The sequence below is a fragment of the Glycomyces sp. NRRL B-16210 genome, assembly GCF_000719515.1.
Classification (GTDB): domain Bacteria; phylum Actinomycetota; class Actinomycetes; order Mycobacteriales; family Micromonosporaceae; genus Glycomyces.
Genome location: NZ_JOGR01000006.1, coordinates 326660 through 341182, shown reverse-complemented (window position 1 = coordinate 341182; position 14523 = coordinate 326660). Strand labels below are relative to the sequence as shown.

The following is a 14523-nucleotide window of genomic DNA, read 5'->3' as shown; positions in this document are numbered from 1 at the left end:
AACTCCTCCAGCGAGCGGGTAGGTCTCACACTTGCGACCTGGCAGTCGCATCCGTGAGACCACTGTACTGGGGCGGCCTCAGTCCTCTTCGCGGGAGAACTTCTGGCTGATGACCTGCGTGACACCCGAGCGCATGGTGACCCCGTAGAGGGCGTCGCCGATCTCCATCGTCCGCTTCTGGTGGGTGATGATGAGCAGCTGCGAGTTCTCCTGGAGCTGGCGCAGCAGGTTGAGCAGGCGCCCCAGGTTCACGTCGTCCAGCGCCGCCTCCACCTCGTCCATCAGGTAGAACGGGCTGGGGCGGGCGCGGAAGATCGCGCACAGCAGCGCCAGCGCCGTCAGCGAGCGCTCGCCGCCCGACAGCAGCGACAGCCGCTTGACCTTCTTGCCGGGCGGGCGGGCCTCGACCTCGACGCCGCTGTGGAGCAGGTCCTCGGGGTCGGTCAGGAGGATGCGGCCCTCACCGCCGGGGAAGACGGTCTGGAAGACGTGCTCGAACTCGCGGGCGGTGTCGGCGAAGGCCTCGGCGAAGACCTGCTGGATGCGGTCGTCGACCTCCTTGACGACCGTGTGGAGGTCGGCGCGGGTCTGCTTGACGTCCTCGAGCTGCTCGTTGAGGAACTTGTAGCGCTCCTCGAGCGCGGCGAACTCCTCGAGCGCGAGCGGGTTGACCTTGCCGAGGAGCTTGAGTTCGCGCTCGCCGCGGCCGGCGCGCTTCTCCATGGCGGCGCGGTCGAACTCGGCCGGCTCGGGCGCGGGCCGGCCCTTGTCCTCGGCGGCGGCGATCTCCTCGGTCGTGGGCGGCACGGGCTGGTCGGGGCCGTACTCGGCCAGGAGCGTCTCGATGTCGACGCCGAACTCGGCGCCGGCCTTCTCCTCGAGCTGCTCGATGCGCAGGCGCTGCTCGGCGCGGGCGACCTCGTCGCGGTGCGCGGCGGAGGTGATGCGTTCGAGTTCGGCGGCCGTGGCGCCGGCGCGGGTGCGCAGTTCGGCGAGGGCGGCCTCGCGGCGGGCCTGCTCGGCGGCGATGCGGTCGCGTTCGATCGCGGCGGCCTCGAGGGAGTCGGTGAGCTGGACGCCGGCGTGCTCAGCGGCTTCGGCGACGAGCGCGGCGACGGCGGCGCCGCGGGCGCGGGCGGCGCGGCGGGCCTCGGCGCGGGCGCGGGAGGCGCGCTCGGACTGGGCCTGGCGGGCCAGGGCGTCGGCGCGGCCGGCGAGCGCGGAGGCGCGCTCCTCGGCGGTGCGCACGGCCAGGCGGGTCTCCATCTCGTTCTGGCGAGTAGCGTCGAGTTCGCGGGAGAGGACGTCGCGCTCGTCGGTGGAGGGCTCCTCGATCGCGGGGAGGGACTCGAGTTCGTCGAGGCGCGCTTCGAGGTCGGAGAGCCCGGCGGTGTCGGTCTCTCGGGCGGACTGGGCGCGGTCGCGGGCCTGGGCGAGGCGGGCGACCTCGGCTTCGGCGCTGCGGGCGGCGGCGCCGAGTTCGGCGAGTCGGCGGGCGACGACGCCGTGGGCGGCCTCGGCCTGGCGCTGGGCGGCGCGGACGCCTTCGGCGGCGCTCTCGGCCTCGGCGAGGGCGCCTCGGGCGGTGTCGAGCTGCTCGCCGAGCTGGGCGACGAGGGCTTCGGCGGCGATCTTGCGGTCGCGGGCCTCGTCGACGGCCGCCTGGATCTCGATATAGGACTGTCCTTTGGCGGAGCCGCCGTGGGCGGTGGCCGCGCCGAGCACGTCGCCGTCGCGGGTGACGGCGGTGAGGCGGGGGTCGGCGGCCACGATCGCCTGGGCCGCTGCGAGGTCGTCGGCGACGACCATCCCGGCGAGGACGGCGCGGACGGCGGGCGCGAGCTCGGCGGGGGCGGCGACGGTGTCGGCGACGGCCTTGTGGCCGGGCGGGACGGCGAGGGCCGGTTGCGTCCCCGCGATGACGAACGACGCCTGCCCGCCGTCCTCGCTGCGGAGCAGGCGGATGGCCTCGGCCGCACTCGCGGGGCCGGTGACGGCGATGGCGTCGGCGAGGCGGCCGAGCGCGGCGGCCAGGACGGCCTCGTAGCCGGGTTCGACGGTGAGGAGGGCGGCGACGGAGCCGAGGACGCCGGGGACGGGCTCGGAGCGGGCCAGGAGGGCCGCGGCTCCGTCCTTGCGGCGCAGGCCGACGGCGAGGGCCTCCTCGCGGGCGGCCCATTGGGAGGCCTCGCGGTCGGCTTCGCGTTCGGCGGCCTGGAGGCGGTCGGCCTCGGCCTTGGCGGCGGCGACGCGGGCCTTGGCCTGCTCGACGGCCTCGTCGAACTCGGTGTTCGCCGAGGCGGTCTCACTCTCGGCCTCGGCTTCGGCGTGCGCCTCGGCGGCGGCCTCGGCCCGCTCGCGGGCTTCGGCGAGAGCGGTGGCGGCGCGTTCGAGTTCCTCGGCGGCCGCGGCGGTGCGGGTCTGGAGGGCGTCGACGCGGCCGCGGAGGGTCGCGAGGGCCTCGCGGCGTTCGGCGGCGGCCTTGACGGCGGTGACGATGCGCTGCTCGGCCTCGGCCAGCGCGGTCTCGGTCTCCTCGCGGGCCTCCACGGCGGAGGCGAGGCGCTCGGAGTCCTCGGCGATCGACTCGCGCAGCTCGATCTCCTGCTCGCGGATGCGCTCGGCCTCGGTCTCGAGGACCTCGGGGTCGCGCCCGGCGCGGTCGTCCTGCTCCTCGGAGAGGTAGCGGCGGCGTTCGGCGGCGAGCTGCGCGGTCGAGCGCAGGCGCTCGGCGACCGCCTGGAGCCGGTACCAGGTCTCCTGGAGGCGGGCCAGGCGCGGCTTGTCGGCCGCGTGGGCGGCCTCGACCTCGTTGACCTGGCCGGAGAGGCGCTCGTGCTCGTCGGCGAGGACGGCCTTGCGCTCGTTGAGGGCCTCCTCGTCGGCGAGGTCCTTGGCGATGTTGCCGCGCAGGGAGGTGAGGTCGTCGGCGAGCAGGCGCAGGCGGGCCTCGCGCAGGTCCATCTGGATGGTCTGGGCGCGGCGGGCGAGCTCGGCCTGGCGTCCGAGCGGCTTGAGCTGGCGGCGCAGTTCGCCGGTGAGGTCGGCGAGGCGGTCGAGGTTGCCCTGCATGCCTTCGAGTTTGCGGAGGGCCTTCTCCTTGCGCTTGCGGTGCTTGAGGACGCCGGCGGCCTCCTCGATGAAGGCGCGGCGGTCCTCGGGGCGGGCGTGGAGGTAGGAGTCGAGTTTGCCCTGGCCGACCAGGACGTGCATCTCGCGGCCGATGCCGGCGTCCGACAGGAGGTCCTGGACGTCGAGCAGGCGGCAGCGGTCGCCGTTGATCTCGTACTCGCCCTCGCCGGAGCGGAACATGCGGCGGGTGATCGAGACCTCGGAGTAGTCGATGGGGATGGCGCCGTCGGCGTTGTCGATGGTCAGCGTGACCTCGGCGCGGCCGAGCGCGGGGCGGCCGGTGGTGCCGGCGAAGATGACGTCCTCCATCTTGCCGCCGCGCAGGGACTTCGCGCCCTGCTCGCCGAGAACCCAGGCGATCGCGTCGACGACATTGGACTTGCCGGAGCCGTTCGGTCCGACCACGCAGGTGATCCCCGGTTCGAAACGCAGGGTCGTGGCCGAGGCGAAGGACTTGAAGCCCTTCAGCGTGAGGCTCTTGAGGTACAACGGTCGCTCCGGGCTGGGTGTGCGTCGGCTGGGTCGGGACCGTCCCAGCCTACAAGGCCGGTGGGACCGAGCCGGGTACATCGAGGGCACTGGAGGGGCCGAACCGCTGCGTCGTTGGGGTGCAGGGTCTTCGGGAGGGGCGGCCGGGAGGAACGGTCGCGGAGGGGTCGGCGACGCGCGGGAGGCGAGCCCCCGAAAGGGCCCGTCGCGGAAGGGAGTCGGCGGGGCCGCACAGAAGACCGTGCCCCCGAAACGACAATGCGCGCCGGCTGTCGTGCAGCAGGCGCGCTGGTATTCCGTAGTCGCGGGTGATGTCTTAGGTCAACGCGGGCTCTTGCAGCCGCATCAACTCCTCGACATGATCGTGCTCGATCTCGTCCTCCCGGGACCGGAGCTCGGCGAGCTCGGTCTCGAGGTTACGTACTCGCGCGCGTAGCTGGACCACTTCTTCGAGCAGGCGCTTGTCGGTGGCCTGGCCGATGTGGCCGTAGAGGGCTTTCGCCATGGTTTCTCCTTGCGATCGCGTCGTTCGGTGGCGTTGGCGTACGCACCATGAATAACGTCGCATCTAGCTGAGTGAATTTTTTTAGCCGCTGGGGCCGATTGCCCCTCGCCGGACCAGTGGAGCACGGCTCGTGAACACTGGCCGTCTCTCAACATCATCCGCCTGAACGGCGGTCTTCGTCAAGCTTTGCACATGCTTTGTGCACCGGATTCGACGGGGGTCACACCTGCGGGGGTACATCACCGCCGCTGCACGCCTGTGCGCGATGCGCTCGGGCCCCGAACCTGGTAGGGTGCGCGGCAAATGCGAATTTCACACACGTAACTCCCCGTGACGAGGCGTACCCCCATGCGCAGACTCCAGGGCGGGCGCCACCGCGATCCCGCCGAGAGCCGCCGCCGGATGTTCCTGGCGATCCTGACGACCTTCGCTCTCGCCGCGGCCGCCATGTCACTGTGGGCGCTCGACTCGCCACTGGAGGGGGAGCCCGCGTCCGCCGAGCGCGAGACGCCCGCCGTCGAGGTCGCCACGCCGGTGCTCGCGGAGCTCCAGATCGACGAGGCCGCGATCCGCCCGCAGGAGCCCGAGGAGGCCCCCACCACCGAAGCGCCGGAGACCACTCCCCCGGCGCAGGACGACGACGAGGACTCGGGCGGTTCCGGAGGCGGGGACTCCGGCGGCGGGAACGGCGGTGGAGGCGGCGGCGATTCGGCCCCGTACGCGTCGGCCGAGGCCGCGGTGCTCGACATCGTGAACCGCAACCGCAGCGACGCCGGCTGCGGCGCGCTCTCGCGCGACGGGAAGCTCGACACCGCCGCGCGGCTGCACGCCGAGGACATGGCCGTGAACGACTACTTCTCGCACACCTCGCTGGACGGGCGCAGCCCGACCGAGCGCGCCTCGCAGCAGGGCTACCAGGGCGGCGTCGGCGAGAACATCGCGTACGGGTACCGGGACGCCGAGGCGGTCATGGAGGGCTGGATGAACTCCGAGGGCCACCGCGCGAACATCCTCAACTGCGGCTACGACGTCATCGGCATCGGCGTGGCCGACCGCAACGGGACCCTCTACTGGGTCCAGAACTTCGGCTAGTCCGCAATAGGCACCGCATTATCGCAGGTGAACCTCGCTTCTACCTCTTACTGTCGTCCATCCGACTCAACGCTGGACTGAATGATTACCAACAGTCATGCTGGGATGGCCGCCTGAACGGGCGCGCATCTGGGGAGGCGACCGAAAAACCTGAAGGACGAGGTGCCAACCGTGCGTGTCATGCTGTACGACCCGAATCAGGTCTTCTCCGCCAGCATCCGACCCCTGCTCCACCGACGCGGCGACCTCCCGGTCGAGGCCCGCAGCGCCCGCGCGCTCGCGGCCGCGGACGCGCAGATCGACTGCTGCCTGGTCGCTCTTGAGGCGGTCTCCCGGAACCGGGTCCTGACCGACTGCAAGCGACCGGTCTTCCTCATCACCGACCGCGAGGACGGCTCGGTCCTGCGCAAGGCCGTCTCGGTGGCCGCCGCGGGGATAGCCAACACCCACATCATGCCCGACGACCTGCTCGAGGCCATCGACTGCGGCCTGGCGAGCCCTCCGTACTACGACCCGCAGTTGCTGCGGGCGGCGCTCCAGCCGGCGCCGCTGCTGGGCGACCAGGACGCGCTCGAACTCGCGCACCACCTCACCCCACGCGAGGACGACGTGCTGCGGCGCATCGTGCGCGGCGAGCCGACCAGCCACATGGCCGTCCAGATGGGCGTCTCGGTCTCCACGGTCCGCTCGCACGTGCAGAACGTGCTCGGCAAGCTCGGCGTCAACTCCAGGCTCGCGGCCATCGCCTTCGCGATCAACTACGGGATCGACACGGTCCGTGAGAAGCATCCGCAGCTCAGCTGAGCCGCACTCCAGAGGGAGCGGCCCTCGGGCCCGCCGGCCCGAGGGCCCATAATCGAACGGTGCCAGAACTTCCCGAAGTAGAGACGGTCCGCCGCGGGGTCGACGCGGCCTTCCGCGGCGGACGCATCAGCGCCGTCGAGGTCTACAACCCGCGGACCGTGCGCCGCCACGCCCCCGGCATCGCCGACTTCCAGGCGAACCTCGCCGGGCTGGAGGTCACCGGCAGCGGGCGGCGCGGCAAGTTCATGTGGCTGGGCCTCGACGACGGCAGGGCGCTCGTGTGCCACCTGGGCATGAGCGGGCAACTGCACGTGGTGACGGACGGGCGCGAGGCGCACAAGCACCTGCGGGGCCGGATGCGGTTCGCCGACGAGCGCGAGCTGTGGTTCATCGACCAGCGCGGACCTTCGGGTTCTGGGAGCTGGCGGAGATGGACGGGGCGGCGCCGAAGACGCTGGGGCACATCGCCCCGGACGTGTTCGAGGCCGAGTTCGACGCGGCCGCGAGCGCCGCGCGGCTGCGCAGGAGGCGCATCGAGGTGAAGAAGGCCCTGCTCGACCAGGGCTGGATCAGCGGCGTCGGGAACATCTACGCCGACGAGGCGCTGTGGCGCGCGCGGCTGCGCGGCAGGCGCAGCGGCGACTCGATCTCGCAGCGCAAGGCGATGGAGCTGCTGGGGCATGTCACGGACGTGCTCACCGAGTCGCTCGCGGTCGGCGGGACCTCGTTCGACGAGCTGTACGTGGACGCGAGGGGCGAGGCGGGGTACTTCGCGAGGGAACTGGCGGTCTACGGCCGCGCGGGCCAGCCGTGCAAGCGGTGCGGGACCCCGATCGTGCGAGAGGTCATCGGCGACCGCTCGGCCCACTACTGCCCCAAATGCCAGAAGTAGCGAACCGCCCACTCACGCTTTCGGGTGACAAGCGCGTTCTGAGCCCGGTTTTCTGTCGTACCCCCGTGCCATGATCGCCACTAGGGTCGTTCCCCCGGGTGGGTGGGGGTTAGGGATGGCTTTACCTATGGGACCTGTACGCGCGCGCGAGACGCGGAGATGACCAGCCCGGAGCACGTGGGCTACTTCGAGGCTCTAGTACGCGCGAGGGGCGGCACCGGAGTTCCGGTGCCGCCCCTCGCGGAAGTCTCATCGCTGTTTGACGCCCAGGCGTTCTGACAGGACCTGCCAGGCGAGCTTGGCCGCTATCTGCTCGGCGTCCTTCTTCGAGCCTCCGGTGCCCTCACCGAACTCCTCGCCGGCCACGACCGCCCAGGCCGTGAACTCCTTGGCGTGGTCCGGGCCCGACTCGCTGATCCGGTACTCGGGCACACCGAGACCGGCATCGGCCGTCAGCTCCTGGAGACTGGTCTTCCAGTCGAGCGCCGCGCCCTGCCCCGCGGCGGCCTCCATGAGCGGATCGAAGAACTGGTGGACCACCCGCTTGGCGATCTCCACCCCGTACTGGAGGTAGACCGCGCCGAGCAGCGCCTCCACCGCGTCCGCGAGGATCGAGTTCTTGCCCCGGCCCCCTGAGCTCTCCTCGCCCTTGCCGAGCAGGAGATGCGGGCCGATCCCGTCCGCGCCCATGCGGCGCGCCACCCCGGCCAGCGCCTTCATGTTCACCACCGACGCCCGCAGGCGCGCGAGCTGCCCTTCGGGCAGGTCGGGGTGCTCCTGGTAGAGCGCGGTCGTGACCACCAGGCTGAGCACGGAGTCCCCGAGGAACTCCAGGCGCTCGTTGGTGGGCAGGCCGCCGTGCTCGTAGGCGTAGGACCGGTGGGTCAGGGCGAGACGCAGCAGTTCGGGGTCGAAATCTCGGACCCCGAACACCGCTTCGAAATGCAATACCGCCTTGTCGCCCATGCGCGAGAGGGCTTAGGCCTCGAGGACCTGGCGGCCCTTGTACGTGCCGCAGACCTCGCAGACCTGGTGGCCGCGCTTCTTGGCGTGGCACTGCGGGCACTCGACGAGCTGGATCGGCGCAGCCTTCCACTGCGACCGACGGTGCCGGGTGTTGCTACGCGACGTACGACGCTTCGGAACAGCCACTTCAGAACTCCATACCTATACGCTGTGCTATTTCGGTTCGCCGTCGGTGTCGGCGAGCCGAAGCTTCTCCAGACCCGCCCAACGGGGGTCCACGGTCTCGTGACCGTGGTCGTCGGGCAGATCGTCCCAGGGAACACCGCATTCGGCGCACAGTCCCGGGCAGTCGGGCCGGCACAGCGGGGTGACCGGCATTGCCAGCACCAGCGCGTCCCGTACCGCGGGCTCCAGATCGAGCAGGTCCCCATCGAGCCGCAAGATCTCGTCGGCATCGGTGGTCGCATCGGTGACGGAGCCTTCGTAAGCGTACAGCTCCTGCACGTGGACCCTGAGAGTGTCCCGCACCGGTGCGAGGCACCTCGCACACTCGCCTTCGGCGACCGCCTCGACCTCGCCGTCGGCGAGGACGCCCTCGCTGACCGCGGTGAAGCGGACGTCGAGGTCGATCGGTGCTGAGGAGGGGACGCCGTACACCGCGACGCCGTACGCCTCGGGAGCGGCGATCTCGCGCGCGACGTGCATCGTCGTGCCCGAGGTGCGTCCCAGCTCCGTGGTGTCGAACACCAGCGGAGCGCGGTCGTGTGCGGTCGTCATGGGTGTACTGCGGTCCTTCGTCAGGGAGATGCGCCTCGATCGAGGCCGACCGGTAATGCTACATCAAGGTCGAGGGCGCTCGAAACGCAGGTGGCCGCGGTGAGGACGCCGCCGAACGGTGTGAGTTCGGCGACGCGCCTCAGATCTGCGGCAGCGGTTTCTCCTCTTCGAACTGCTCCTGCTGCGGCGTGAAGCTGCCGATCTCGCGCAGGGTGTGCATCTTGTCGCGGCCGCGCTCGACCCCGGAGAGGGCGCGGTGCAGGAACTGCTCGAAGTTGGCGAGCGTGGTGTCGACGTACTCGTCGACCTCGTCGCGCAGACGCTGGGCCTCGCCGCGGGCCTCGGCGATGATGCGGTTGCCCTCGTGCTCGGCCGAGACGGTGATCTCGTGGCGCGAGACCAGGCGCGCGTGCTCGGCCTCGCCTTCGGTGATGATCCGCTCGGCCTCGCGTTCGCCGGCGTCGATGATCTTGTCGCGTTCCTGGAGCATCGCCTCGGCGCGGCGCAGGTCGCCGGGGAGGTCGCTCTGGAGTTCCTCCAGCATGGCGATCATCTCGGCCCGGTCGACTTTGCAGGCGCGGGACATGGGCACGGCCTTGGCCTGCTCCACGTAGGCGATGATCTCTTCTATACGGTCGAGCGCACCCACCGATTTGCTCCCGTCGATGTCATTCATTGGGACATTGTCCCGGATGAGGGTGGAAAACGTGGTTAATCCGGCGCGAGACGGTCCGTTCGGGCCGGAATTCAATCCCGCAATCGCTCGATCAGCCGGGATTGGACGATCTGCGGCACGTGGGGCGTGATGTCGCCGCCCCATTTCGCCACGTCCTTGACCATCGAGGACGACAGGAAGGAGTAGAGGGGGTTGGTCGGGATGAACACCGTCTCGATTCCCGCCAGCCCGTAGTTCATCTGGGCCATCTGTAGTTCGTAGTCGAAGTCAGAGGCCGCGCGGACGCCTCTGACGAGGACTCCGGCGCCGTGGTTCTGGCAGAAGTCGACCACCAGGCCTTGGAAGGACGCCACTCGTACGTTCGGCATGTCCGCGGTGGTCTCCCTGAGGAGCTCCACCCGTTCCTCGACGCTGAAGAGCGCGTTCTTGGAGGCGTTGTGGAAGACCGCGACCCAGACTTCATCGTACAACTGGGCGGCGCGTCCGAAGATGTCGAGATGACCGTACGTCACCGGATCGAATGACCCGGAGCAGGCGGCGATTCGGGCTTCAGGTTTCACAGGGCGTGACCGTAGCAAAGTGCGGTGGTGCCGTAGCGGCGGATGCGGTCTTCTGCGACCTGGGGCGGCCATGGGACGGAGGCGTCCTTGCCGCCGCGCTCGACCACCACGTCGGCGTCCGGGGCGAGCCACTTGTGTTCGACGAGCGCTTCGATCACGGCGGCGACTTCGGTGTCGGTGACCGCGTAGGGCGGGTCGGCGAAGACGATGTCGAAGGGTTCGGCCGGGGCGTGCTGGAGGGCCTTCTCGACCGGAGCGCAGACCACCTCGGCGCCAGTGACGCCCAGGTCGGCGAGGTTGCGGCGCAGGAGCTTCGCGGTCTGGGCGTGGGACTCGACGAACAGGGCCGCCGCGGCGCCGCGCGAGAGCGCCTCGATGCCGACCGCGCCGGAGCCGGCGTAGAGGTCGGCGAAGCGCAGGCCGTCGAGGTCGCCGCCGGGGGCGAGCGAGTTGAACAGGGCCTCGCGGACGCGGTCGGAGGTCGGTCGGGTGCGGTCCCCCGAGGGCGTGGCGAGGCGGCGGCCCTTGAGGCTGCCGGCGATGATCCTAGTCATTAGAGCACTACTGTAATCCGCGCTCGCCGGGGTCGAACACGCTCGGCGCGGGCGGGGACGGCGCCGGTGGCGCCGAGGCGGGTTTCTGACCCGGTCGGTCCCGGTTTGCGCGGCGCAACGGTGCGGCCGTCGCGGGCGGTCAGCCTTTTTCGAGGTATTCGCCGCGATCGGCGGCGAGGTCGTGGACGAGGGCGGCGAACGCCGGTTCGCCCTTGAGGTCCGGGTCGGCCTCGATGAGACCCGCGGCAGCGGACCTCGCGTCGGCGATGATGTCGGCGTCTTTGAGCAGCGACAGCAGTTTGACGTGCGATTTGACCCCGGACTGGGCCGCGCCGAGCACGTCGCCTTCGCGGCGCTGCTCCAGGTCGAGCTCGGCCAGGGCGAACCCGTCGGTGGTGGAGGCGACCGCGTCGAGCCGCTCACGGGAGGTGCTGCCTTCGGGGACTTCGGAGACGAGCAGGCAGAGCCCGGCGTGGTCGCCGCGGCCGACGCGGCCGCGGAGCTGGTGGAGCTGGGAAATGCCGAAGCGCTCGGCGTCGAGGACGACCATCGCGGTGGCGTTGGGGACGTTGACGCCGACCTCGATGACGGTGGTGGCGACGAGGACGTCGATGTCGCCGGCGGCGTAGGCGCGCATGGCGCGGTCCTTCTCGTCGGCGTCGAGGCGGCCGTGGAGCAGGCCCAGGCGCAGGCCGTGGAGGGGGCCCTCGCGCAGTTGCCCGATCACGTCGGTGACGGCGAGCGGCGGGCGCTTGTCGGCGTCGGCCCCGGTGTCCTCGCCTCCGGGCTTCTGGTCCTCGCCGCCGACGCGCGGGCACACGACGTAGGCCTGGCGTCCGGCGGCGACCTCTTCGCGGATGCGGTCCCAGGTCCGCCGCATCCAGCGCTGGTCGGTGTAGGGCACGACGTGGGTGGCGATGGGGACGCGCCCGGCGGGCAGTTCGGTGAGGCGGCTGGTCTCCAGGTCGCCGTAGACGGTCATGGCGACCGTGCGCGGGATCGGGGTGGCGGTCATGACGAGGGTGTGCGGAGGCCGCTGGGCCTTGGCGCGCAGGGCGTCGCGCTGCTCGACGCCGAAGCGGTGCTGCTCGTCGACGACGACGAGGCCGAGGTCGGCGAACTCGACGCCGTCGTAGAGGAGGGCGTGGGTGCCGATGACGATCCCGGCGGCGCCGGTCCTGACCTCTTCGAGGACGGTGCGCCGCTGCGCGGCGGTGGCCGAGCCGGTGAGGAGGGCGACGCGGGTGACCTCGTCGGGGGTGCCCTTCCCGGAGGAGTTCGCGAGTTCGGCGAGGAGGTCGTCCTCGCCGCGGGCGAGGTCGCCGAGCATCTCGGTGATCGACCGGTGGTGCTGGGCGGCGAGGACCTCGGTGGGGGCCAGGAGCGCGGCCTGGCCGCCGTGGGCGACGACCTGGAGCATGGCGCGGAGGGCGACGAGGGTCTTGCCGGAGCCCACGTCGCCTTGGAGGAGGCGGTGCATGGGGTGGGCCCGGGCGAGTTCGGCGGCGATCTCGGCGCCGACCTCGCGCTGCCCGGCGGTGAGGTCGAACGGCAGTCGGGCGTCGAAGGCGTCCAGGATCGCGCCGCCGGTCGGATACGGAGTCGCGGCTTCGGCGGCGGTCTCGGCCTTGCGGCGCACGAGGACGGCCTGAAGGACCAGCGCCTCCTGCCATTTGAGGCGTTTCTTGGCCGTGCCGAGGGAGGCGTGCGAGTCGGGCCGGTGGATCTGGCGCAGCGCCGTGCCGTAGTCGACCAGGTCGAGGCGCTGGCGCAGGTCGCCGGGGAACGGGTCGGGCGGCCTGGGCACGAGGTCGAGCACGGTGCGGACGGCTTTGGCGATGTTCCAGGTCGGGATCTCGGCGGTGGCGTGGTAGACGGGGATGAGGGACCCGGCGAACTCCTCGATGGCGCCGGAGGGGTCGGCGGCGTCCTCGGGCAGGAGCTGGTACTGCGGCGAGTTGAGCTGGAGGCGGCCTCGGAACTGGGCGACCTTGCCGGCGAACAGGCCCCAGCGTCCGGCGACGAGGTCCTTGGTGCGCCAGGTCTGGTTGAAATAAGTGAGCGTGAGCGTGCGCCCGGACTCGTCGGCGACGATGACCTCGAGCAGTTCGCGGGTGCGCTCGCGCTTGGCGGGGCCGGGCCTGCGGGCCTTGGCGGGCTTGGGCTCGAACTTCTTCACGACGGCGGCGCGGACCTGGGCGGCGACGGTGACGTCCTCGCCGATGCGGAGCGCGCCGAGGTCGGTGCGCTCGCCGCGCTGGGCGTAGCGGAACGGGTAGTGGCCGAGCAGGTCGCCGGCGGTGTCGAGGCCGAGGCCCTCGCCGAGCGCCTTCGCGGTCTTCTTGCCCAGGACCTCGCTCAGCGGGGTGTGCAACCCGGTGGTCATTCGGCTCCGATCAGCAGCAGCGGTTCGTCGTCTCCGGCGGGCAGCCGCTGGACCTCCACCAGCGGCCACGCCTGCTGGACATGATCGCTCAAGGCTGTGACAGTTTCGGGGTCCGACCCGGCGCCGGGCAGGACGGTGAGCAGTTCCGCGCCGCTCGCGCAGAGGCGGTCGACCAGGTGGCGGGCGGCTTCGGACGCGGAGTCGAAGATCCCGCGGTCGGCGACGCCGTCGACGGCCGCGAAGCCCTCGGGCTCGTCGCGGACCTCGCCGGAGCGGCACGCGGCGGCGGCCTCGGTCATGGCGGCGACGTCGGCGTCGAAGTCCCGGTCGGGATCGTGGACGGCCAGCGCGGCGATGCTCTGCACGACCGAGCCGGTGGGGACCACGGTGACGCGGTGGTCGTCGCCGTGAGTGGCCTGGGCCTGCCGGGCGGCCTCGCGGGCGGCGCGGGCCGCGTCAGCGGTGTCGGTGAGCACGACGGCGCCGGGGCCGCCCGCGGCTCGCAGGGTGGCGAGGGCGTCGGGGAGGCCGGCGGCGTCGGCGGTGAGGCGGCCGTCGCGTTCGAGGAACTCACGGACGCCGGCGGCGGCGGTGACGACGAGGACGGCCCGGTGCGGGTCCTCGGCGGCGGTCGGGGCGGCGAGCGGGACGGGCGCGTGGTGGGCGGCGGGGTGCTGCAAGGCGGAGTCGTCGAAGCGGGTCACCGAGATGCGGTGGACGCGGCCGCGTTCGATGCCGGCCTCGATGGCCGCGCCGATGTCGTTGACGTGCACGTGGACGTTGAAGGTGGTGACGTCGGCGGCGGCGCGGGAGCCGATGATGACCACGGAGTCGCCGAGGTCGGTGAGGCGCTGGCGCAGGTCGGCGGCGGCCGTGGCGTTCGATTCGAGGAGGTACTGGACCTCGTAGGCGAAGACCTCGGAGCCGGTCTCGCGCGGGACCTCCTCGACCTGTTCGACGGCGCGGACGCGGTGGCGTTCGAGGAGGTCGAGCGCGCCGGTGGAGACCGAGCCGGTGAGGGTCTCGACGAGTGCCTCCAGGAGGAGGGTGAGCGCGAGGCCCCCGGCGTCGACCACGCCGGCGCGGGCGAGCGCGGGCAGTTGGCCGGGGGTGGCGGCGACCGCTTCGGCGGCGGCTTCGGCGGCGGCGCGGGCGGCGGAGACGAGCCCGAACGGGGCGGCCTTGCCGGCGGCGGAGGCGGCGGATTCGGCGACGGTGAGGATCGTGCCGGCGGTCGGGACGGCCACGGCGGCCGTGGCGGCGTCGGTGGCGGAACGCAGGCCGGCCGCGAAGCCCTTGGCGCCGATCGCGTCGCGGTTCCAGGCGTCGGCGAGGCCGCGGAGCATCTGGGCGAGGATCACCCCGGAGTTGCCGCGCGCCGAGAGCAGGGCGCGGCCGGCGGCCTCGTCGAGGAGCGCTTGGAGCCCGAGCCCGGGGGTGGCGCCTTGGAAGGCGGCCTGGAGGGTCGCGAGCATGTTCGTCGCGGTGTCGGAGTCGGCGACGGGGAACACGTTGAGCTCGTCGACGCCGCGCCGGTGGCGGGTCAACGTGTCGATGCCGCGCCCGGCCCACTCGCGCATGATGTCGGCGTCGAGGGCCTGGCGTCCGGTCTCAGGGATTTCCACCACGGGCCATGAGGATACGCCTCCGCCGCGGCCGGCGGTAGCGCGCGGGCTCGGACCTGAGGAAA

The 14523-nt window shown here is 71.7% G+C and carries 12 protein-coding genes and 1 pseudogene; 3 read left to right on the top strand and 10 right to left on the bottom strand.

Annotated elements, in window-relative coordinates; translation table 11 throughout:
* Nucleotides 1–78: 78 nt before the first annotated feature.
* Nucleotides 79–3621: a chromosome segregation protein SMC gene (gene smc / locus IF12_RS0110510; RefSeq protein ID WP_030157744.1), complete on the bottom strand. Its 3543-nt coding sequence runs from the start codon at nt 3619–3621 to the stop codon at nt 79–81.
* Nucleotides 3622–3937: 316 nt separating this feature from the next.
* Nucleotides 3938–4126 (bottom strand): hypothetical protein, encoded by a 189-nt coding sequence (locus IF12_RS0110505; RefSeq protein ID WP_030157742.1) that lies wholly within the window; start codon nt 4124–4126, stop codon nt 3938–3940.
* Nucleotides 4127–4474: 348 nt separating this feature from the next.
* On the opposite strand from IF12_RS0110505, the gene IF12_RS24035 reads away from it, so the two are divergent.
* From IF12_RS24035 to mutM, 3 genes and pseudogenes are all read left to right on the top strand, one after another.
* The gene (locus tag IF12_RS24035) at nt 4475–5218 is read left to right on the top strand and encodes a CAP domain-containing protein (RefSeq protein ID WP_051704229.1); all 744 of its coding nucleotides are present in this window, start codon (nt 4475–4477) and stop codon (nt 5216–5218) included.
* A gap of 180 nt (nt 5219–5398) precedes the next feature.
* Nucleotides 5399–6022, top strand: a complete 624-nt coding sequence (locus IF12_RS24030; protein WP_051704228.1) for a response regulator transcription factor — start codon at nt 5399–5401, stop codon at nt 6020–6022.
* A gap of 59 nt (nt 6023–6081) precedes the next feature.
* A pseudogene (gene mutM, locus IF12_RS27190) lies at nt 6082–6914 on the top strand (bifunctional DNA-formamidopyrimidine glycosylase/DNA-(apurinic or apyrimidinic site) lyase).
* Nucleotides 6915–7163: 249 nt separating this feature from the next.
* Here mutM and rnc read toward each other — a convergent pair.
* The 8 genes from rnc to IF12_RS0110450 all read right to left on the bottom strand — a co-directional run bounded on the left by rnc (nt 7164) and on the right by IF12_RS0110450 (nt 14461).
* Entirely contained in the window at nt 7164–7880 is a 717-nt protein-coding gene (gene rnc, locus IF12_RS0110485; protein ID WP_030157736.1) for a ribonuclease III, read from the bottom strand.
* 12 nt (nt 7881–7892) lie between these two features.
* Nucleotides 7893–8066 (bottom strand): 50S ribosomal protein L32, encoded by a 174-nt coding sequence (gene rpmF / locus IF12_RS0110480; protein ID WP_030157733.1) that lies wholly within the window; start codon nt 8064–8066, stop codon nt 7893–7895.
* 27 nt (nt 8067–8093) lie between these two features.
* Complete coding sequence (locus IF12_RS0110475; protein WP_030157731.1) at nt 8094–8657, bottom strand: DUF177 domain-containing protein; 564 nt, start codon at nt 8655–8657, stop codon at nt 8094–8096.
* A 139-nt stretch (nt 8658–8796) separates the two neighbouring features.
* A complete protein-coding gene (locus IF12_RS0110470) occupies nt 8797–9306 on the bottom strand; it encodes a hypothetical protein (RefSeq protein ID WP_030157729.1) in 510 nt (169 codons plus the stop codon).
* 98 nt (nt 9307–9404) lie between these two features.
* Nucleotides 9405–9893 (bottom strand): pantetheine-phosphate adenylyltransferase, encoded by a 489-nt coding sequence (coaD, locus tag IF12_RS0110465; RefSeq protein ID WP_030157727.1) that lies wholly within the window; start codon nt 9891–9893, stop codon nt 9405–9407.
* A complete protein-coding gene (rsmD, locus tag IF12_RS0110460) occupies nt 9890–10447 on the bottom strand; it encodes a 16S rRNA (guanine(966)-N(2))-methyltransferase RsmD (RefSeq protein ID WP_030157725.1) in 558 nt (185 codons plus the stop codon). Before rsmD ends, coaD begins: the two co-directional genes overlap by 4 nt.
* Nucleotides 10448–10586: 139 nt before the next feature.
* The gene (gene recG, locus IF12_RS0110455; RefSeq protein ID WP_030157723.1) at nt 10587–12833 is read right to left on the bottom strand and encodes an ATP-dependent DNA helicase RecG; all 2247 of its coding nucleotides are present in this window, start codon (nt 12831–12833) and stop codon (nt 10587–10589) included.
* Nucleotides 12830–14461, bottom strand: a complete 1632-nt coding sequence (locus IF12_RS0110450) for a DAK2 domain-containing protein (RefSeq protein ID WP_133884225.1) — start codon at nt 14459–14461, stop codon at nt 12830–12832. Before IF12_RS0110450 ends, recG begins: the two co-directional genes overlap by 4 nt.
* Nucleotides 14462–14523: the final 62 nt, after the last annotated feature.